The following is an 18,811-nucleotide window of genomic DNA, read 5'->3' as shown; positions in this document are numbered from 1 at the left end:
ACGGGCGGGCGAAGAACCGCCGGAGGACGTGCCCGACTGGCGTCGGGAGTTCGCGGAGGAGGCCCGGGCCGAGCGGCCCGATCTCGCCCGGCTCTGTCTGCTCGTCGGTGCGGTGGCCGATCCGACCGTCACCCGGCACGTCATCGACGAGGCCGAGATCGAACTCGACCGCCTCGCCGGGCTCATCCCGTACGCGACCCGCACCACCGGCACCTGGGCCACCGAGCTCGCCGCGCTCCTCGGCGACCGCGAGGGCTTCGAGGGCGTGCCCGCCGACTACCAGCGCCTGGAGTCCTCGCTCCTGCACGAGGTGCTGCGCCGCCGCCGGGGCCTGCCGATCCTGCTCTCCGTCGTGTGGATGGAGGTCGCCCGCCGGGCCGGCGCCCCCGTGTACGGACTCGGTCTCCCCGGCCACTTCGTCGTCGGCTTCGGCGACCCCGCCGACCTGAACCTCGCCGACCCCTTCTCCGGCGGCCGGCCCCTGACCGGCGCGGACGCGGAGCTGCTCGTGGCGAGCGCGACGGGCGAGGCCCTCGACCGTTCCATGCTCCGGCCGGCCGAGCCCGGTGCGATCGTGCTGCGCGTCCTCAACAACATCCGCGCCTGGGCGGCCCCCCGCCCCGAGCGTTCCGACGTGGGCCTGTGGGCCGTGGATCTCGCGCTGCTGCTGCCCTCCCACCCGGCGCGGCTGCGCTACGAGCGCGCGGAGCTGCTCGTCCAGCGCGGCGAGTTCCTCGCGGGTGCGGCGGAGATGGAGGCGTACGCGCGTGTGATGGACGCGGTGGACCCGGAGTCGGCGACCGTCATACGCCGCCGGGCCCAGGCGGCGAGGGCCCGCCTGAACTGACCCTGCCTGTGGATGTCTTGTGGATCACGTGACGAATCCACGGTGATCCGCATCCACCCCTACTAGGATCCTTCCGCGTTCACGGGGGAGGTGATCACATGCGTCCATCGACGCCGAACGACCCGACACAGGTCGGGCCGTTCCGTACGGTCGCGGTGCTCGGGCAGGGTGGCATGGGCCGGGTCCTGCTCGGCGTCGCGCCGAGCGGCAGTCTGGTCGCGGTCAAGCAGGTGCACGCCGACCTGGCCGACGACGAGGGCTTCCGGTCCCGGTTCCGCCGCGAGGTCGACGCCTCGCGCCGGGTGTCCGGTGCCTACACGGCACCCGTGGTCGACGCCGACCCGGACGCCCCGACACCGTGGCTCGCCTCGCTCTTCCTCCCCGGGCTCTCGCTGAGCGACGTCGTCGCGGACGGCTTCCTGCCCGAGGAGGCGGTATGGCAGCTGGCCGCCGGCCTCGCCCAGGCGCTGGCCGACATCCACCGGGTGGGGCTCGTCCACCGGGACCTGAAGCCGTCGAACGTGATGCTCACCGACGACGGCGTCCGCGTGATCGACTTCGGCATCGCCCGGGCGGGCGACCACCTGACGAAGCTCACGCACACGGGCGCGCTCATCGGCTCCCCCGCGTTCATGGCGCCGGAGCAGATCACGGGCGGGGCGCCGACCAGCGCCGCCGACGTCTTCGCGCTCGGCGCCACCCTGGTCGTGGCGTGTACGGGGAAGACGCCGTTCAACGGCGCCTCGGCCCCCGCGCTGATGTACAGCATCGCCCACGAGGAACCCGACCTCGGGGCCGTACCGCCGGGGCTGCGCGGACTCCTCGCGGCGTGCCTCGCCAAGGACCCGGGGGCGCGCCCCTCCCCCCGGGACGTCCTCGCCCTCATCGGGCCGGTGACGCCGTCGGCGCGGCCCTGGCCGGAGGCCGTGCACCGGCGGATCGCGGACCAGTCGGCGGAGACCGCCCGGCTGGTGAGCGCGGCGCCGACCGTGACCGCGCCCACGACGCCTCCCCTCCCCCGGGTACGGAGCCGGGGCCGCCGGCTCTGGACGGTCGCCGCCGTCGTCGCGGGGGTCCTCACGGTCACCGGGGCGCTGGTCGCGGTGAACGGCTGGGCGGACGACGTGTACTACGCGTTCGTGGACGAGCCCGTCCCGACGCCGGGAAACGTTCCGCTGAGCCAGGTGGCCGACACGTACGTGGGGCCGATCCCCTCCTGCGAGGAGCTGCGCCCGAAGGTGAAGCCGCCGACCGGGTTCACCCAGCAGCGGGTCCAGGAAGGCGGGCCCCCGCACACCCAGTACGACGGCGCCACGTCGAACCAGTGCACCTGGAACACCCGCTCCGGCGACCAGATCGTCATGGTCTGGGACCTCTACCGCAGCAAGCCGGGCGGCCCCACCGGTGCCGAGGGCGCGAAGAAGCGCTTCGAGGGGATGTACATACGCGGCGCCACGCAGCGGGTCTCCACGCTCGACTTCGTCGAGGAGGCCCTCTGGTACAAACCCGACGGCCACTGCGTGCTGTACGCCCGGGACGTCAACCTGGAGCTCTTCGTCCAGGTGAAGGGCCCCAACTACCCCCTGGGTACGTGTGAGGCCCTGACCGAGGAGAGCGCGAGGCAGGCCTTCGCGCTCATCAAGACGAAGGCGGCGGCGCAGTGACGAGGCCCCTGAGCCCCACCGACCCCCGCGAGGCCGGGCCGTACCGGCTCCTCGCCGAGCTCGGCCGCGGCGGCATGGGCCGCGTCTACCTCGGCGCCGCGCCCGACGGACGGCTCGCCGCCGTGAAGCAGGTGCACGCCCGGTTCGCCCACGACGAGGACTTCCGCGCCCGGTTCCGGCGCGAGGTCGACGCCTCGCGGAAGGTGTCCGGCGCCTGCACGGCGGCCGTGATGGCCGCCGACGCGGACGCGCCCGTGCCCTGGCTGGCCTCCGTGTTCGTCGCGGGCCCCTCGCTCGGGGCGGCGGTGGAACGGTCCGGGACCCTGCCCGCCGAGACGGTACGGCGCCTGGCCGTACAGCTGGCGACGGCCCTGGACGAGATCCACCGCGCGGGGCTGATCCACCGGGACCTGAAGCCGGAGAACGTGCTGCTCTCGGGGGACGGTGCCCGGGTCATCGACTTCGGCATCGCGCGGATCGCCGAGGCCGGGAACGTCACCGAGCTGACCGGGACCGGTCTGGTGGTCGGCTCGCCCGCGTTCATGTCGCCCGAGCAGGCCGAGGGGAAGGAACTCACCCCGGCGAGCGACGTGTTCTCGCTCGGCTCGGTCCTGGCGATGGCGGCGACCGGTGCGAGCCCGTTCGCGGGCCCGTCGACCCTCCAGTCGCTCTACAACGTCGTCCACAGGGAACCCGACCTCACCGCCGTACCGCCGGAGCTGGCCGGCCTCCTGGCCTGGTGCCTGGCCAAGGACCCGGCGGCCCGCCCGAGCCCCGTACAGCTCCTCACCGCACTCGGTGCGGCGGCCCCGGCCGCCCGGCAGTGGCCGCCCGCCGTCCACGCGATGATCGACGACCAGCGGCGGGCGATCGACCACCTGCTCACCCCTCACCACGAGGACCCCGAGCGGACGATGGTGGTCCCGCCCCGGAGGGCCCACACGGCCCCGACGGCCGTGGTCACCCACCTCTCCCCCGCCGCGCCGCCGGCCCGCCGTCGAGGCCGGATCGCCGTCGCCGCCGCCGTCGCCCTGTGCGTCCTGGGCGGCGGCGCGTGGTGGGCCCTGAAGGACGGCGGGCTGACGGCGGGCCCGCCGGACGCGTACCTGACGATGCCGGTCTGCGCGGAGGTGGCCCCGAAGCTCCCGCTCCCGGCCAGGAACCCGACCCAGGACGCGTACACCGAGTACTCGGACACGGCCACGACCAGCTGCTCCTGGAACGACAAGGACGCGCCGCAGCCGGACGGCTGGAACTACTACGCCCACGCCATGGTCCGCTGGGAACTGCGCCGCAGCGCGGGCACGGACGAGAACGCCACGGACCGCCAGGAGCGCGAGTTCGCGGACGACGCGGAGGGCGAACGCCCGGAGACCGGCCTCGCCTTCGCCGACGAGGCCTTCTGGAGCACGCCGAACGGCGGGGAGACGACGTGCACCCTCTACGCCCGCAAGGGAAACCTGGTGGTGGTCGTGTCCCTGGGCGGCAAGAGACACCCGGCCGAGACGTGCGAGCAGGAGGCCGGGACGATCTCGCAGGCGGCGTTCACGGCGATGCCGCGCGCCTGAACACGGAGGGCCTCGGGGTGGGGGGTAGGGGCGGCAACCTCGCGGGGAGTGATCACTGGATCGGGTGCCATATACGCGGATCGCTGCCCCTTCGGGACATCTCGACCCCATGCTGAGGGCGCCGCGAAATCAAGATCACGGAAGGGCTCGTCCCATGACCACGGACGTCATCACCGCCAAGCTCGAACGCGCCTTCACCACCATGGACGCCGACCAGGACGGCTACCTGGACTGGACGGACTACCAGCAGCTCGCCAACCGCTACATCGAGGCCTACAAGCTCGACAGGAACGACCGCCGGGCCAGGGCGCTCCAGACCTTCACCCAGATCTACTGGCTGGAGCTGCTGCGCCACTCGGGCGCGGACGGGGACCGGCTCACGAAGGACCAGTTCGTCACGTCCAACCGCCTCGCGGCCGTCGACACCAGCCGGCTCAACGTGGCCGAGGGCGCCGGTCATGTGATCTTCGACGTCGTCGACGTCAACGGCGACAACGAGATCAGCAAGGACGAGTTCGCCCGCGCTCTGAGGGACGTGTGGAAGGTCGACGCGCCCGACGCGATGGACAGCTTCAACAAGCTGGACGTCGACGGCGACGGCGCCATCTCGCGCCAGGAGTTCATCCGCGCGATCCGTGAGCACTTCCTCTCGGACGACCCGAACGCACCGGGCAGCCTGTTCTTCGGACAGATCTGATACTCACGCGATGCCCCGCCGTCGTACGCGACGGCGGGGCGTCGTCCTGTGCGTCACCGCGTCGCAAGCCGTCATCCGCCCGCCCTGCGGAAGAATGCGCCCATGGATCTGACCGCCGACATCCTCGTCGCCCTGATCGCCCTGCTCCACCTGTACATCCTGGTGATGGAGATGTTCCTGTGGCAGAAGGAGGTCGGCCGTGGCTTCTCCGGCTTCGACGCCGAGATGGCCCGCGCGACGGCCCCCATGGCCGCCAACCAGGGCCTGTACAACGGCTTCCTCGCCGCCGGGCTCGTCTGGGGTCTCATCGCCGACGACCCGACCGGCTTCCGGGTGAAGGTCTTCTTCCTCGCCTGCGTCGTCATCGCCGGCATCTACGGCGCCGCCACCGCCAACCGCCGCATCCTCTTCGCCCAGGCCCTGCCCGGCGCGCTCGCCCTCTCCGCCGTCCTCGTCGCGGGCTGACCCCAGGACGCGCCCGTCACCCCCGGAGGGGGCTCGCCCTGTACGGCGGCTGGCGACGGCCCGGACGCGTGACACCCCCGCCCGACGGTCGTCGGACGGGGGTGCGGGGCGCCTCGTACGGCCCGGGTGTCAGCCGTTGCCGCTCAGGTCGATGACCTTGGTGCGTTCGGCCTTCGTCTTGCCCATGAGGGCGTCGCGCATCACGAAGGCCACGTCGTCGGCGGAGACCTCGTGCTTGGTGCCGTCGCCCTTGGTGATCATGATCCCGTCGAAGGCGCCGTCGAGGAGCCTCTCGATCGCCTTCTTGTCGTAGACCTCGACCAGGCGGCCGTCGACGGCCTTCATGGAGAGGATCTGCGGCAGCGACCGCGCGGGGCCGAACTGGATCTCCTTGCCGCCCGCCACGATCGTGATCCGGTCGGACATGGCGGGCTCGGCGAACTCCTTCATCGCCCGGTCCAGCTCGGCCTTCGTGATCGACGGCTTGAGCGTGGTGACCGGGAGTTCGACGACCTTGCCCTGGCCCGTCTCGACCTGGGCGCGGAAGGCGTCCTTGACGGAGATCATCGAGCGATGGACGTCCATGCCGGCGCCGGGCTTGCCCTCGATGGGGGTGACCTTGTTCGGCGCGAAGCGGATCGTCGCCTCGGTCGCGGAGGCGGAGGCGCCCGCCAGGTCCCGCAGGGCGACGGCGAGCTTCTCCTCGTCGACCGGGAAGACCGGCTTGGCGATCCGCTCGCCGCCGAAGAGGGAGCCGATGACGGAGACCGGGTTGTAGTCGCTGCCGGCGGCCGCGCGGACGGTCTCCTGGCTGTCGAGGGCCAGGCCCGCCTTCTCGGGCGGCATCTGGACCTTCTTGCCGCCGACGCTGAGCTGGAGCGGCGCGGCAGCGCGCTTGCCGAGGGCCGCCTCCAGCTTGTTGACGGCCTCCTCCTTCGTACCGCCGCCGATGTCCACGCCGAGCACCGTGGTGCCCTTGGGGACGTCGGAGTGGTTGAGGAGCAGTCCGGCGCCGTAGGCGACGCCCGCGAGGCCGACGAGCCCCGCGGCGACGAGGACCAGCTTGGAGCGGCCCTTCCTCGCCTGGGCGCGGCTCGGTGCCGGAGCGGGGCGGGGGGCGGCGGGCGCCGGGGCGGGGGTCTCCTCAATGCGCGGGGTGAGGTTCGGGCGGGCCGCCGACGGCGGGACGACCGGGATGCCGCTGGTGAGGGTGTCGCCGGAGACGTGGCCACCGCCGCCGGCCGGCGCGCCGTGGCCGGGTGCGCCCTGGCCGGGTGCCTGCGGGCGCATCGGTCCCGGTGCCTGACCCGGGCCCTTGCCCTGGCCCGGCCCCTGCGCCCGTCCTGGTCCCTGGGCGGGCTTCGGGGCGGGCGGCTGCGGGGTCAGGATCGCGGTGTCGTCGGACATGCGCGGGGCGCCGCCCCGCGCACCGGGCGGGCCGGGGAACGGCGTGGTCGGTGCCGGGCCGCCGAGCGAGGCGGTGCCGGTGACCGGGCCGGTGGTGGGACCGGTCGGGCCCGCGTGCGGTCCGGCGGCCGGGCCGCGGTACGCGGGAGTGCCGCCCGAGGGCGTGCCGTCGTACCTGGGCGTGCCGGCGGCCGGGGTTCCGTCGTACGCGGGCGTGCCGTCGTACATCGGCGTGCCCGCCGCCGGGGTTCCGTCGTACTGGGGCGTCCCGCCCGACGGCGTGCCGTCGTACATCGGTGTGGCGTCGTATCCCGGTGTTCCCTCGTACCGGGGCGTGCCGCCGGCCGGTGTGCCGCTCTCGTACAGCGGGTTGCCGGCGCCGGGGGTCGCCACCGGGCGGCTCGACGGGGTCGTGCCGACCGTCGGGACGCCGGATGTCGCGGAGCCCGCGAAGCCCGTGCCGGGGGCGTCGGGCGCCGTGGCGAGCGGGCCGGGCGTCGCCGGAGCGGACGGCGGGGCAGGAGCCGGGGCCTGGGTCGGGGCGGGGTTCGGCGACGCCTTGCGCGGGGCGAACCAGTCGCTCGTCTCCTTCCCCTTGGGCGCCGCCTCGGCGGTCACCGGCTCCGGAGCCGCGACCGGCTCGGGTACCGGCACCGGTGCCGCGACAGGCGCGGGTACGGGTGCCGGTGCGGGTGTCGGCTCCGGTTCCTTCTCCGCCGCGGGCGCCTCGGCGACCGGCGTGCGGACCACGACCGGCGGGATCGGACGCGAACCCGGGATGTTGATCCGGATCCGGGTCGTCAGCGTCGTCTCGGTCTTGGGCTCCTCCGGCGGTGCGGGCGCGACGGAGGTCTCCTCCGGCGCGTCCTGCGAGGGGTGGAGCGACGGATACTGGCGGGATCCGTACGGCGGTGTACCCGAGGGGTACGCGGCTCCACCGCGCCCCTGGGCGCCGGAGGACGAACTGTCAGTCTCTCGACCAGTTTCACGACTCAAAGCAGGATCTCCCGGTTGGCTCCACCGCCCGCTCTTGCTGAGGCTCGTGTAACCCGGGCGGTTCGGCGGCGCGCACCACCATACTGGGCAGCGCCGCTCCATACCCGACCCCTGGGTGGCGGACGACGGGCAATCCGGCCGAAGTCAGGGCGTCCCCGGTATCAAGTCGTCCTGTTCACGGGGTCGGTCGCGGGAGCCGGGACAGCGTGGCGCACATCACAGCGACCGCCATGCCGCCGAAGAGGAAGAGCAGCTCTCCGGCGCCTCCGCCGAACACCCCGTCACCCTCCGGGCGTCCGAAGCTGAGCAGGATGACGGCGACGAGCCAGCCGCCGCCGGCGGCGACGACGCCGGCCTGGGTGCCGGTGGCGCGGATCCCTCCGTAGACGACGGCGGCGGTGGCGAGGAGTCCGAGCAGCAAGCCGCCGGGGAACCAGGCGGCTTGGACGAGGGCTCCGGCGGCCCCGACGAGGGCGCCGAGGACGACCAGGGCTCCGTACCAGACGTATCGGGCGGCGCGGGAGGTCGGGAGGGGGGCCGGGGCCGGGGCCGGCGCGGGGGTCCGGTGGGAAGCGCCCGAGGAGGCCCGGGAGGCGGCGGCGCTCACGCGGTCACCCCCGCGAAGAGGTCCGTCTCGCGGACGCCCGCGGGGGCGCCCGGGGCGCCCTGGACCAACTCGTAGTACTCGGTGGTGAGGATCGGCTGGCCGAGGTCGTTGGAGAGGGCGAAGAACGGGCCGTCGACCGCGACTTGGGTGGCGTGGGCGGCCATCGCCGCGGTCTTGCGGGCCGTGTGCTCCGGGCCCGCGTCGATCGCGGTGGTGATCCGGTCCTCGTCGACGACTCCGGGTACGTCGTCGATGGCGGCGATGGCGGGGAAGACGGAGCCCTCGGCGCGCAGCCGGGCGAATCCGGCCTCGGCGACCGGGCGGGGGACGCGGTTCCAGTAGATCTTGGCGATCGTGTGGGCGGGTCCGAGGTCGGGGCGGTACGCCGGGTCGGCGGCGAGTTCGGCGGCGCGCATGGCGACCCGGTGGGCCTGGATGTGGTCGGGGTGGCCGTAGCCGCCGTCGGGGTCGTAGGTGACGAGGACCTGCGGGCGGGTCTCGCGGATCACGTCGACGAGGTGGGGGGCGGCGGTGTCCACGTCCGTGTTCCAGAACGCGTTCTCGCGCTTGTTCTGCTCGGCGCCCATCATTCCGGAGTCGCGGAAGCGGCCGGGGCCTCCGAGGAAGCGGTGGTCGGTGACGCCGAGCTCGGTCATCGCGGCGGCCAGTTCGCCGACGCGGTGCGGGCCGAGCCGGTCCTCCCGGTCGGGTGCCAAGTGGGCGAGCCCGGGCGGGATGACCTCGCCCTCCTCGCCGAGCGTGCAGGTGACCAGGGTGACAAGGGCGCCCTCGGCCGCGTACCTGGCCATGGTGGCGCCGTTGTTGATCGACTCGTCGTCCGGGTGCGCGTGCACGAGGAGCAGACGACGGGCGGGGAGATCGGTCATGGCCCCACCCTACGAGACCCCTCCTGTTACGGCGGGGTCAGAACTTGAGGCCGCCGATCATGCTCGCCACGTTGGTGGTCAGCGTGCTGATGGACGGGGCGATGGACGAGCTCGCCAGGTAGAAGCCCAGGAGCGCGCAGATCGCCGCGTGTCCCGCCTTCAGCCCGGATTTCCGGATCAGCAGGAAGACGACGATCGCCAGCAGCACCACCACCGAAATCGAGAGTGCCACGGCGGTCCACCTCCACACTTCTTCGGTCGGATATTCGAACGGTTCGGGCAGGGAGCATGTGCCAGTCGCCCGCACACAACGCTGCATACCCACCTAGCGCTACGGATCATAACTATCCGTGCCATCGCATCGATCGGCGGACGGAGGCACGAGGGGGGCGCACGGCACTAGTTTCAGCCGCATGACCTCGTCTCGACAGCCGTCCCCCCAGCCGTCGGCCGCGCCCCGGGCCGCGCTCTCCTTCCCCCGCCTGCACGCCAGGACCCAGCGGTTCACGCTGGGCGTTCCGCGCGGTTTCTCGGTGTCTCCCGACGGGGAGCGCGTCGTGTTCGTCAGATCGGCTTCCGGGACGGACCGTTCGCACCGGCTGTGGGTCCTCGACCTGCCGGCGGTGGGCGCACCGGTGGAGCGGGTGGCCGCCGATCCCGAGACGCTGCTCGCGGGAGCGGCGGAGGAGCTGTCGCCGGAGGAGCGGGCACGCCGGGAGCGGAGCCGGGAGGGCTCCGGCGGGATCGTGGCGTACGCGGTGGACTCGGCCGTGGAGCTGGCGGCGTTCGCCCTGTCGGGGCGGCTCTTCACGGCGGAGCTGCGGGCGGGGACGGCGCGGGAGCTGCCGGTGCCGGGGCCGGTGATCGATCCCCGTCCTTCGCCGGACGGGCGGCTCGTCGCGTACGTGGCGGAGGGTGCGCTGCGGGTGGTCGGAGCGGATGGTTCCGGTGATCGGGAGCTCGCGGTTCCGGAGGACGGGCACGTCTCCTACGGATTGGCCGAATTCATCGCCTCCGAGGAGATGGGCCGGGACCGCGGGTACTGGTGGTCCCCCGATTCCGACCGGCTGCTGGTCGCTCGTGCGGACGACCGGGCCGTACGCCGCTGGTGGATCGCCGATCCGGCGCATCCCGCGCGGGCGCCGCAGGAGGTCGCGTACCCGGCGGCGGGTACGGAAAACGCGGCGGTGCGGCTCTTCCTCCTGGGCCTCGACGGGGCGCGTACGGAGGTGGTGTGGGACCGGGAGCGGTATCCGTACCTCGCGCGGGTGCACTGGTCGGCGGCCGGGGCGCCGCTGCTGCTCGTCCAGACGCGGGACCAGCGGGCCCAGCTGAATCTGGCGGTGGACACGGCGTCCGGGGAGACCTCGACCGTGCGGGCGGAGGAGGACCCGGCGTGGCTGGAGCTGCTGCCGGGGGTGCCGGCGTGGGCTCCCCCGGGGCTCCGCCCGGGAGGCACCCCCGACGGGCGGCTCGTCCGTGTCACGGACGAGAGCGGGGCCCGGGCCCTCGCCGTCGGGGAGCGGCTCCTCACGGACGGGGCGCTGCACGTCAGGGCGGTGCTCGGGTTCGGGGAGGACGACGTCCTCGTATCGGCCTCGGCGGGTGAGGCGGCCGCGGCGCCGGAGACCGGCGAGATCCATGTGTACCGGGTGACCGACCGGGGGGCGGAGCGGCTCTCCGAGGGCGCCGGGGTGCACGGGGCCGTGCGCTCGGGGCCGGTGACGGTCCTCGTCTCGGCGCGGCCGGGCGCGCCCGGGAGCGTGGCGCGGGTGCTGCGGGACGGCGAGCAGGTCGCGGTGGTGGGCTCGTACGCGCAGGAGCCGGTGATCTCCGCCCGGGTACGGCTCACGGAGGCGGGGCGACGGCGGATCCCGTGCGCGGTGCTGCTGCCCACGGGGTACGCGGAGGAGGACGGGCCGCTTCCGGTGCTGATGGATCCGTACGGCGGTCCGCACGGGCAGCGCGTGCTCGCCGCGCACAACCCGTATCTGACGTCCCAGTGGTTCGCCGACCAGGGCTTCGCGGTGGTCGTCGCGGACGGTCGCGGCATGCCGGGCCGCTCCCCCGCCTGGGAGAAGGCGATCCTGCGCGATCTCACGCCGACGCTCGACGACCAGGTGGACGCGCTGCAGGCGCTGGCCGGGAGCTTCCCGCTGGACCTGGGGCGGGTGGCGATCCGCGGCTGGTCCTACGGGGGCTACCTCGCGGCACGCGCGGTGCTCCAGCGCCCGGACGTCTTCCACGCGGCCGTCGTCGGGGCGCCGGTGACGGACTGGCGGCTGTACGACACGCACTACACGGAGCGGTACCTCGGCACCCCGCAGGACGATCCGGAGGTGTACGCGGCGCAGTCGCTGCTCGCCGACGACGGTCTGACGGCGCCGGAGGAGCCCGCGCGGCCGATGATGGTCGTGCACGGTCTCGCCGACGACAACGTGGTGTTCGCGCACGCGCTGCGGCTCTCCTCGGCCCTGCTCGCGGCGGGCCGGCCGCACGAGGTGCTGCCGCTGTCCGGGGTCACGCACATGACGCCGCAGGAGCAGGTGGCGGAGAACCTGCTCCTGCTCCAGGTGGACTTCCTGAGGAGGTCGCTCGGCCTCGTCGGGTGAGTCACCAGTGGGGCGGCGGCGGGTACGGCGGGGCCGGGGGCGGTCCGTACGAGCCGTACGGGCCGTAGGAGACGGGCGCGGCGGCCGGGGCGCCGCGCCCGGCCAGCAGGACGAGCACCGCGATGCCGCCGAGCAGCCCGATGACGGAGCTGAGGACGTGCGCCTGCTGGGCGGTGGAGGCGTCCATGAGGTGCGTGAGCAGCTCGAACCTGACGACCCGTACGAACTCGACGAGGCCGTCGGTCGCCAGGAACGCCCCGGCGAGCAGCCCGAAGGCCCGGGTGTGGCGGGCGCGGGCGAAGGCGGAGCCGGCGGCGGTCCCGTACAGCGCGACGAGGATCACCGCCAGCCAGCCGGGCGGGGGCGCGAGGACCGGGATGACGAGGGACCGACCGCCGACGAACCGGTCGACGGTGACCTCCAGGGGCAGTTCGACGGCCCAGTACGCCTCCCACAGGACGACGGTGAGGGCGCCCAGCGCGAGGAGGGCCGCGGCGACGGCGGCCGGGCCCGTGCGGGGGCGGGTGGGGAGCTGCTCGTGCGGGCCGTCGGCCCGGCGGCGGCCCGCGGCCGCGGTGACGACGAGGCCGGCGGCGAGGGCGAGTTCGAGGAGGGCGGTGACGAGCGCGCCGCTGCCGGGCGCCCAGAGGCCGGGCAGGCGCAGGGCGAGGGTGACGGCGCCGGCGGCGGCGAGCGCGGAGGCCGCGTGGCGGGAGCGCAGGGCGGCGACGGCGCCGGCGACGTAGACGGCGAGGAGCAGGGGGTCGACGGACGACGTGGCGGTCCGTCCCCTCGCCGGGAAGAGGTGGTCCCCGATCCAGGACAGGGCGAGGTCGGCGGGCGAGCCGGCCACGGCGAGGTCCTTGAGGATCCACACGGCGGCTAAGAGGGCGAGCGCGGCGCAGAGCGCGGCGCCCGTGAGACGTGCCGGTCGTGTCACAGTCACGGATCCGATACTCACGGTCGCGACCCGCCGAAACAAGCGGTTCCGCCCAACCCACCAGCACCTGGCGAGTGAGCCGAAGGGGCGCGCGGGTACGTGAGTCCGGCTCCAGCGCCCCGGAGGTGAACCGAGCCCGAAAAAGAGGGGGCCGGCCGGGGCGGCATGGTGCGCCCCGGCCGGCTCACGGCACCCGCACGGCCGTACGTGGACGATCGTGTCGTGTCCGTATATCGGACCCGAGTCCGTCGGGTTGCCTGCGGGTTAAAGCGACGTGGGCTCTTCCCCGCCGTTCCCGTTCTCGTTCCCGCTCTCCGGCGGCACCACCTGCTTCTCCTCCGCGAAGTGGCAGGCCGAGTCGTGTTTCGCCGGGCTGTCCGTGAGGCGGAAGACCGCCGGGACGGCGAGGAGGGGGACTTCCAGCGTGCAGCGTTCCTGGGCCTTCCAGCAGCGGGTGCGGAAGCGGCAGCCGGAGGGGATGTTGGCCGGGGAGGGGACGTCGCCGGTGAGGATGATGCGCTCGCGGTGGGCGCGCGCCTCCGGGTCCGGGACCGGGACCGCCGAGAGCAGGGCCTGGGTGTACGGGTGGGTCGGGTGGTCGTAGATCTGGGCGTCGCTGCCGATCTCGACGATCCGGCCGAGGTACATGACCCCGACCCGGTTGGAGATGTGCCGCACGATCGAGAGGTCGTGGGCGATGAAGACGTACGAGAGGGCGAACTCGGACTGGAGGTTCTCCAGGAGGTTGACGACCTGCGCCTGGACGGAGACGTCGAGCGCGGAGACCGGCTCGTCCGCCACGATGATCTCGGGCTGGAGCGCGAGGCCGCGGGCGATGCCGATGCGTTGGCGCTGGCCGCCGGAGAACTGGTGCGGGTAGCGGTTGATGTACTCGGGGTTGAGGCCGACGACGTCCAGGAGGTCCTGGACCTTCTGGCGGCGGGAGCCCTTGGGGGCGACCTCGGGGTGGATCTCGTACGGCTCGCCGATGATGTCACCGACCGTCATGCGCGGGTTGAGCGAGGTGTACGGGTCCTGGAAGACCATCTGGATGTTGCGGCGGACGGCCTTGAGGGCGCGGGGGGACAGCTGGGTGATGTCGTCGCCCTTGTAGCGGATCGATCCGGAGGTCGGCCGCTCCAGGTTGACCAGCATCTTCGCGACGGTCGACTTGCCGCAGCCGGACTCGCCGACGATGCCGAGGGTCTCGCCGGCGGCGAGGTCGAAGTCGACGCCGTCGACGGCCTTGACCGCGCCGACCTGCTTCTTGAAGAGGATGCCCTGGGTGAGCGGGTAGTACTTGTGGAGGTCCCGGACTTCGAGAATCGCCTCAGCCATGGAGGCACTCCTTCCAGAAGTGGCAGGCGCTGGTGCGCGGCACCGGGGACTCGGTCACGTCGTACAGCGGGGGTACGTCGGTCCGGCAGCGGTCCCTGGCCAGGGGGCAGCGGGGGTTGAAGGCGCAGCCGGGCGGGATGTTCAGGAGGTTGGGCGGCAGGCCCTTGATCGCGTACAGCTCCCGGCCCTTCTGGTCCAGGCGCGGGATCGATTCGAGGAGGCCCTTGGTGTAGGGGTGGGCGGGGGCCTTGTAGATCTCGTGGACGGGGGCCCGTTCGACGATCCGGCCCGCGTACATGACCGCGATCTTGTCGGCGACGTCGGCGACGACGCCGAGGTCGTGGGTGATGAGGATCAGGCCCATGTTGAGTTCGCGCTGGAGCTCGGCGAGGAGGTCCATGACCTGGGCCTGGACGGTGACGTCGAGGGCGGTGGTCGGCTCGTCGGCGATGATCAGCTCGGGTTCGAGGGCGAGCGCCATCGCGATCATGATGCGCTGGCGCATGCCGCCGGAGAACTGGTGGGGGTACTGGCCGACGCGTTCCTTGGCGGCGGGGATGCGGACCCGGTCCATCAGCTCGATGGCCTTGGCCCTGGAGTCCTTCCTCGACATCCCCTTGTGGACCTGGAACATCTCGCCGAGCTGGTCGCCGACGCTGGTGACGGGGTTGAGGGAGGACAGCGCGTCCTGGAAGACCATCGCCATCTTGGCGCCGCGGATCTTGCGCCGCTCCTCCTCCTTGAGCTTCAGGAGGTCCTGGCCCTGGAAGAGGATCTCGCCCTGGGTGATCTTTCCCGGGGGCATGTCGAGGATCCCCATGACGGCCTGGGCGGTGACGGACTTGCCGGAGCCGGACTCGCCGAGCACGGCGAGGGTCTCCCCCGCGTCGACGGAGTAGTCGACGCCGTTGACCGCCTTGGCCACCCCTTCCCTGGTGTGGAACTCCACGTGCAGGTCGCGCACTTCGAGCAACATGGGTCCCTACCTCAGCTTCGGGTCGAGGGCGTCGCGGACGGCGTCGCCGAGCATGATGAAGGCGAGCACCGTGATGGCGAGCGCGCCGGAGGGCCAGAGCAGCATCTGCGGTGCGTTGCGCACGTAGGGGGCGGCCGAGGAGATGTCGATGCCCCAGGAGACGGTGGGGGGCTTGAGGCCGACACCGAGGAAGGAGAGCGTCGCCTCAAGGGAGATGTACGTGCCGAGGGCGATGGTCGCGACGACGATGACGGGCGCGAGGGCGTTGGGCGCGATGTGCCGGAGCAGCATCCGGTTGTTGGAGGCGCCGAGCGCGCGGGCGGCCTGGACGTAGTCGTTCTGCTTGGCGGTGATGACGGAGCCGCGGGCGATGCGGGAGAGCTGCGGCCAGCCGAGGAGCACCATGAAGCCGATGACGGGCCAGACGGTGCTGCTGCTGACGACGGAGAGCAGGACGAGGCCGCCGAGGACGACGGGGATCGCGAAGAAGACGTCCGTGACGCGGGAGAGGAAGCCGTCCCAGGCGCCGCCGTAGAAGCCGGCGAGGCCGCCGAGGACGGAGCCGAGGAGGGTCACGCCGAGGGTGGCGAAGAGGCCGACCTGGAGGGAGGCCCTGGCTCCGTAGACGGTACGGGTGTAGACGTCGCAGCCCTGGCCGTTGAAGCCGAAGGGGTGGCCGGGCTGGGAGCCCTCCTGGGCCTTGGAGAGGTCGCAGTCGAGCGGGTTGCCGCCGGCGATGAGCTGGGGCCAGATCGAGATGATCACCAGGAAGATGATGACCAGGCCGGAGATGATGAAGATCGGGTTGCGGCGCAGGTCGTGCCAGGCGTCGGACCAGAGCGAGCGGGGCTTCTTGTCGGGTCCGGTGCCCTCGGGGCCGCCGGGCGTCTTCTCCAGCGTCTCGCCCTCGTCCATCGCGAGGTCGGTGCCGCCCCCGGCGCCGGTGTGGTTGATCGCGCGGCCGTCGTCGAACGGCTGAGGCTGCTCAGGCATAGCGGATCCTCGGGTCAAGGACGGCGTACAGGAGGTCGACGAGCAGGTTCGCCACCAGGAAGACCAGGACGAGGACGGTCACGAAGCCGACCACGGTCTGGGTGTTCTGGCGGAGGATGCCCTGGTAGAGCTGGTAGCCGACACCGTGGATGTTGAAGATCCGCTCGGTGACGATGGCTCCGCCCATGAGCGCGCCGATGTCGGTACCGATGAAGGTCACCACCGGGATGAGGCTGTTGCGCAGCAGGTGGCGGCTGATGACCCGGTGCCGGGGCAGGCCCTTGGCGACGGCGGTGCGGACGTAGTCGGCCCGCTTGTTCTCGGCGATCGAGGTCCGGGTCAGCCGGGTGACGTACGCGAGGGAGACCGAGGCGAGGACGAGGCCGGGGACGATCAGCTCGTTCAGCGGGGCGTCGCTGGAGACGGCCGGCTTGATCCAGCCCCACTTCACGCCCAGGAGGAGCTGGAGGAGGAGGCCGGTGACGAAGGTCGGGATGGAGATGACGACCAGCGTCAGCAGCAGCACGGTGGTGTCGACGGGGCGGCCGCGCTTGAGGCCGGTGAGGACGCCGAGGCTGATGCCGATGACGATCTCGAAGAAGATGGCGACGAGGGTGAGGCGGATGGTGACCGGGAAGGCGCTGGCCATCAGCTCGGTGACTTCCTGGCCGTTGAAGGCAGTGCCGAAGTCGCCGGTGAAGACGTTGCCCATGTAGGTCAGGTATTGCTGCCAGACCGGCTTGTCGAGTCCGAACTCCTTCTCCAGCTGCGCCGCGGTCGCCGGGTCGCACTGGCGGTCGCCGCACAGTCCGGCGATGGGGTCGCCCATCACGTTCACCATCAGGAAGATCAGCAGCGTGGCGCCGAAGAAGACCGGGATCATCTGCAGCAGTCGCCGGATCACATAACGACCCATGGGGGGACTCCGGGGGTTGGCTCCGGGTAGGGGTGTGAGGAAGGCGTACGGCCCGGCGCGGGGGTCCGCGGGCCGGGCCGTACGCCTCCGACCTGCTACGACGTCAGTTGACCTTGATCTGGTCGTAGACCGGGACGCTGAACGGGTTCAGCGTCACGTTGGAGACGCGCTCCGAGTAGCCGGCGCTGCCGTTCTGGTACCAGAGCGGGATGGCGCCCATGTCGTCGCGGAGGACTTCCTCGGCCTGCTGGAAGAGTCCGACGGCCTTGGCGATGTCGGTCTCGGCGTTGGCCTGGTCGACCAGCTTGTCGAACTCGGGGTCGGTCCACTTGCCGTCGTTGGACGAGGCGTTGGTGTAGTAGAGGGGCTGGAGGAAGTTCTGGATGAGCGGGTAGTCCATCTGCCAGCCGGCTCGGAAGGGGCCCGTGAGCTTCTGCGAGGTGACCTGGTTGCGGTAGTCGGCGAAGGTGCCGACCGGGTTGCCGACACAGGCCGTGTCGTTGCCGAGGGCACGGTTGATGGAGTTGCAGACCGCGTCGACCCATTCCTTGTGGGAGCCGGTGTCGGCGTTGTACGAGATCCTCATGGTGCCGCCGGGGATGCCGCCGCCCTCGGCGACGAGCTTCTTCGCCTCGGCCGCGTCGTACTTGCAGAAGTCGCCGCAGATGTCCTTGAAGCCGCCCTCCTCGCCGAGGACCGGGGAGGTCCAGTCGACGGCGGGGGTGCGGGTCTTCTGGAAGATCGTCTCGGTGATCTGTTCGCGGTCGATCGCCATGGAGAGACCCTGGCGGAGCTTCTCCTGTCCGGGCTTGTTCCAGGCCGAGTCGTAGAACGGGAACGACAGGGTCTGGATGATGCCGGCGGGGACGTTGATGTACCGGTCGCCGAGGTCGGCCGAGACGTTCTTGAGCTGGGCGGCGGGGACGTCGTCGACGAGGTCGAGGTTTCCGGCCGTCAGGTCGGTGTAGGCGGTGTTGTTGTCGGTGTAGACCTTGAGGGTGATGCCGCCGTTCTGGGCCTTGTCGGCGCCGGGGTAGCCGTCCCAGCGCTTGAGGGCCATCTCGGAGCCCTTGGTGTACGAGTCGACGGTGTACGGGCCGTTGCCGACCGGCTTCGACAGCCAGGCCGCGTGGTCGTCGAAGAAGGCCTTGGGGAGCGGCGCGAAGGCCGCGTAGCCGAGGGTGATGGGCCAGGTGGAGAACTTCTGGGTGAGCTTGACCGTGAAGGTCTGGGGGCCTGTGACCTTGAGGCCGGACATGGTCTCGGCGGTGGGCTCGCCCTTCTCGGGGTGGACCTTGTCGTACCCCTCGATCTGGCCGAAGAAGTAGGCGTTCTTCTGGTTGTTCTTCAGATGGGCGCCGTAGTTCCAGGCGTCGACGAAGGACTTGGCGGTGACCGCCTCGCCGTTGGAGAAGGTCCAGCCGTCCTTGACCGTGATGGTGAAGTTGGTCGAGTCGGTGGTATCGATCTTCTCGGCGAGCATGTCCTTGGCCTCGCCGGTCTTCGGGTCGTACTGCTTGAGCCCCCGGAAGATCATGGAGAGGACCTTGCCGCCCTGCACCTCATTGGTGTTGGCGGGCTCCAGTGGGTTCTGCGGGTCTCCCCACGAGGAGGACACGATGCCGTCGGCCCCTCCGCCGCCGCTGTCGTCGCCGCCGCCGCAAGCGGTCGCCGCGAGGGCGACTGCGGTGGCCAGAGCGGCCCACTTGGCGTGCGTGGCTCCGCGCATGGAGTGCCTCCCATATGTCCCTAAGTGTGACTTAGGGCTCAATATGGCCCGAAATCAGGAGGTATGCATGTTGTCGGCGCCCATTGGTGCGGCCGTCGGGGCGCCCCGGCAACGCGAGAGGCCCCCGGCACCCTTACGGGTGGCGGGGGCCTCTCGGTCTCCGGGCGAA

16 protein-coding genes are annotated in these 18,811 nt (G+C 72.0%); 6 read left to right on the top strand and 10 right to left on the bottom strand.

What is annotated here, in order from left to right; translation table 11 throughout:
• Positions 1–28: 28 nt before the first annotated feature.
• From ACFWWU_RS11680 to ACFWWU_RS11660, 5 genes are all read left to right on the top strand, one after another.
• Positions 29–847 (top strand): tetratricopeptide repeat protein, encoded by an 819-nt coding sequence (locus ACFWWU_RS11680; protein WP_384142896.1) that lies wholly within the window; start codon positions 29–31, stop codon positions 845–847.
• A 98-nt stretch (positions 848–945) separates the two neighbouring features.
• On the top strand, positions 946–2,511 hold the full coding sequence (locus ACFWWU_RS11675) for a serine/threonine-protein kinase (protein WP_384142608.1): 1,566 nt from the start codon (positions 946–948) through the stop codon (positions 2,509–2,511).
• The gene (locus tag ACFWWU_RS11670; RefSeq protein WP_384142605.1) at positions 2,508–4,079 is read left to right on the top strand and encodes a serine/threonine-protein kinase; all 1,572 of its coding nucleotides are present in this window, start codon (positions 2,508–2,510) and stop codon (positions 4,077–4,079) included. The genes ACFWWU_RS11675 and ACFWWU_RS11670 overlap by 4 nt, the downstream gene beginning before the upstream one ends.
• A gap of 154 nt (positions 4,080–4,233) precedes the next feature.
• A complete protein-coding gene (locus ACFWWU_RS11665; protein WP_384142602.1) occupies positions 4,234–4,776 on the top strand; it encodes an EF-hand domain-containing protein in 543 nt (180 codons plus the stop codon).
• Positions 4,777–4,878: 102 nt separating this feature from the next.
• Positions 4,879–5,241: a DUF1304 domain-containing protein gene (locus ACFWWU_RS11660; protein WP_384142599.1), complete on the top strand. Its 363-nt coding sequence runs from the start codon at positions 4,879–4,881 to the stop codon at positions 5,239–5,241.
• Between the two features lie 129 nt (positions 5,242–5,370).
• Here the strand turns inward: ACFWWU_RS11660 and ACFWWU_RS11655 are convergent, their stop codons facing one another.
• The 4 genes from ACFWWU_RS11655 to ACFWWU_RS11640 form a co-directional block, all read right to left on the bottom strand.
• Positions 5,371–7,746 (bottom strand): hypothetical protein, encoded by a 2,376-nt coding sequence (locus ACFWWU_RS11655; protein ID WP_384142596.1) that lies wholly within the window; start codon positions 7,744–7,746, stop codon positions 5,371–5,373.
• A gap of 73 nt (positions 7,747–7,819) precedes the next feature.
• On the bottom strand, positions 7,820–8,251 hold the full coding sequence (locus ACFWWU_RS11650) for a DUF6113 family protein (protein WP_384142593.1): 432 nt from the start codon (positions 8,249–8,251) through the stop codon (positions 7,820–7,822).
• A complete protein-coding gene (gene mshB, locus ACFWWU_RS11645; RefSeq protein ID WP_384142590.1) occupies positions 8,248–9,138 on the bottom strand; it encodes an N-acetyl-1-D-myo-inositol-2-amino-2-deoxy-alpha-D-glucopyranoside deacetylase in 891 nt (296 codons plus the stop codon). The genes ACFWWU_RS11650 and mshB overlap by 4 nt, the downstream gene beginning before the upstream one ends.
• 37 nt (positions 9,139–9,175) lie before the next feature.
• Positions 9,176–9,370: a hypothetical protein gene (locus ACFWWU_RS11640; protein WP_046911704.1), complete on the bottom strand. Its 195-nt coding sequence runs from the start codon at positions 9,368–9,370 to the stop codon at positions 9,176–9,178.
• 181 nt (positions 9,371–9,551) lie between these two features.
• On the opposite strand from ACFWWU_RS11640, the gene ACFWWU_RS11635 reads away from it, so the two are divergent.
• A complete protein-coding gene (locus tag ACFWWU_RS11635) occupies positions 9,552–11,750 on the top strand; it encodes a prolyl oligopeptidase family serine peptidase (protein ID WP_384142586.1) in 2,199 nt (732 codons plus the stop codon).
• A 1-nt stretch (position 11,751) separates the two neighbouring features.
• Here the strand turns inward: ACFWWU_RS11635 and ACFWWU_RS11630 are convergent, their stop codons facing one another.
• The 6 genes from ACFWWU_RS11630 to ACFWWU_RS11605 form a co-directional block, all read right to left on the bottom strand.
• Positions 11,752–12,696 carry a hypothetical protein gene (locus ACFWWU_RS11630; protein ID WP_384142582.1) on the bottom strand — a complete coding sequence of 315 codons (945 nt, stop codon included), beginning with the start codon at positions 12,694–12,696 and terminating at the stop codon, positions 11,752–11,754.
• A gap of 258 nt (positions 12,697–12,954) precedes the next feature.
• Positions 12,955–14,028 carry an ABC transporter ATP-binding protein gene (locus ACFWWU_RS11625; protein ID WP_384142579.1) on the bottom strand — a complete coding sequence of 358 codons (1,074 nt, stop codon included), beginning with the start codon at positions 14,026–14,028 and terminating at the stop codon, positions 12,955–12,957.
• Positions 14,021–15,004 (bottom strand): ABC transporter ATP-binding protein, encoded by a 984-nt coding sequence (locus ACFWWU_RS11620; protein WP_384142575.1) that lies wholly within the window; start codon positions 15,002–15,004, stop codon positions 14,021–14,023. Before ACFWWU_RS11620 ends, ACFWWU_RS11625 begins: the two co-directional genes overlap by 8 nt.
• 6 nt (positions 15,005–15,010) lie before the next feature.
• Entirely contained in the window at positions 15,011–15,997 is a 987-nt protein-coding gene (locus ACFWWU_RS11615; protein WP_384142572.1) for an ABC transporter permease, read from the bottom strand.
• Entirely contained in the window at positions 15,990–16,913 is a 924-nt protein-coding gene (locus ACFWWU_RS11610; RefSeq protein WP_384142569.1) for an ABC transporter permease, read from the bottom strand. Before ACFWWU_RS11610 ends, ACFWWU_RS11615 begins: the two co-directional genes overlap by 8 nt.
• Before the next feature lie 103 nt (positions 16,914–17,016).
• A complete protein-coding gene (locus ACFWWU_RS11605) occupies positions 17,017–18,642 on the bottom strand; it encodes an ABC transporter substrate-binding protein (protein ID WP_384142566.1) in 1,626 nt (541 codons plus the stop codon).
• Positions 18,643–18,811 lie beyond the last annotated feature (169 nt).

Origin of the sequence: Streptomyces sp. NPDC058650 (assembly GCF_042717315.1) — a bacterium.
In the GTDB taxonomy this organism is placed as follows: Bacteria; Actinomycetota; Actinomycetes; order Streptomycetales; family Streptomycetaceae; genus Streptomyces.
The sequence above is the reverse complement of the archived record's forward strand: the minus strand, read 5'-3'. Positions and strand labels throughout refer to the sequence as shown.

Bases quoted from the DNA above. Each gene is read 5' to 3' on its own strand.
- ACFWWU_RS11620 (WP_384142575.1), bottom strand. From the start codon at position 15,004: ATGTTGCTCGAAGTGCGCGACCTGCACGTGGAGTTCCACACCAGGGAA.
- mshB (WP_384142590.1), bottom strand. From the start codon at position 9,138: ATGACCGATCTCCCCGCCCGTCGTCTGCTCCTCGTGCACGCGCACCCG.
- ACFWWU_RS11610 (WP_384142569.1), bottom strand. From the start codon at position 16,913: ATGGGTCGTTATGTGATCCGGCGACTGCTGCAGATGATCCCGGTCTTC.
- ACFWWU_RS11665 (WP_384142602.1), top strand. From the start codon at position 4,234: ATGACCACGGACGTCATCACCGCCAAGCTCGAACGCGCCTTCACCACC.
- ACFWWU_RS11615 (WP_384142572.1), bottom strand. From the start codon at position 15,997: ATGCCTGAGCAGCCTCAGCCGTTCGACGACGGCCGCGCGATCAACCAC.
- ACFWWU_RS11635 (WP_384142586.1), top strand. From the start codon at position 9,552: ATGACCTCGTCTCGACAGCCGTCCCCCCAGCCGTCGGCCGCGCCCCGG.
- ACFWWU_RS11675 (WP_384142608.1), top strand. From the start codon at position 946: ATGCGTCCATCGACGCCGAACGACCCGACACAGGTCGGGCCGTTCCGT.
- ACFWWU_RS11625 (WP_384142579.1), bottom strand. From the start codon at position 14,028: ATGGCTGAGGCGATTCTCGAAGTCCGGGACCTCCACAAGTACTACCCG.
- ACFWWU_RS11655 (WP_384142596.1), bottom strand. From the start codon at position 7,746: ATGGAGCGGCGCTGCCCAGTATGGTGGTGCGCGCCGCCGAACCGCCCG.
- ACFWWU_RS11605 (WP_384142566.1), bottom strand. From the start codon at position 18,642: ATGCGCGGAGCCACGCACGCCAAGTGGGCCGCTCTGGCCACCGCAGTC.
- ACFWWU_RS11660 (WP_384142599.1), top strand. From the start codon at position 4,879: ATGGATCTGACCGCCGACATCCTCGTCGCCCTGATCGCCCTGCTCCAC.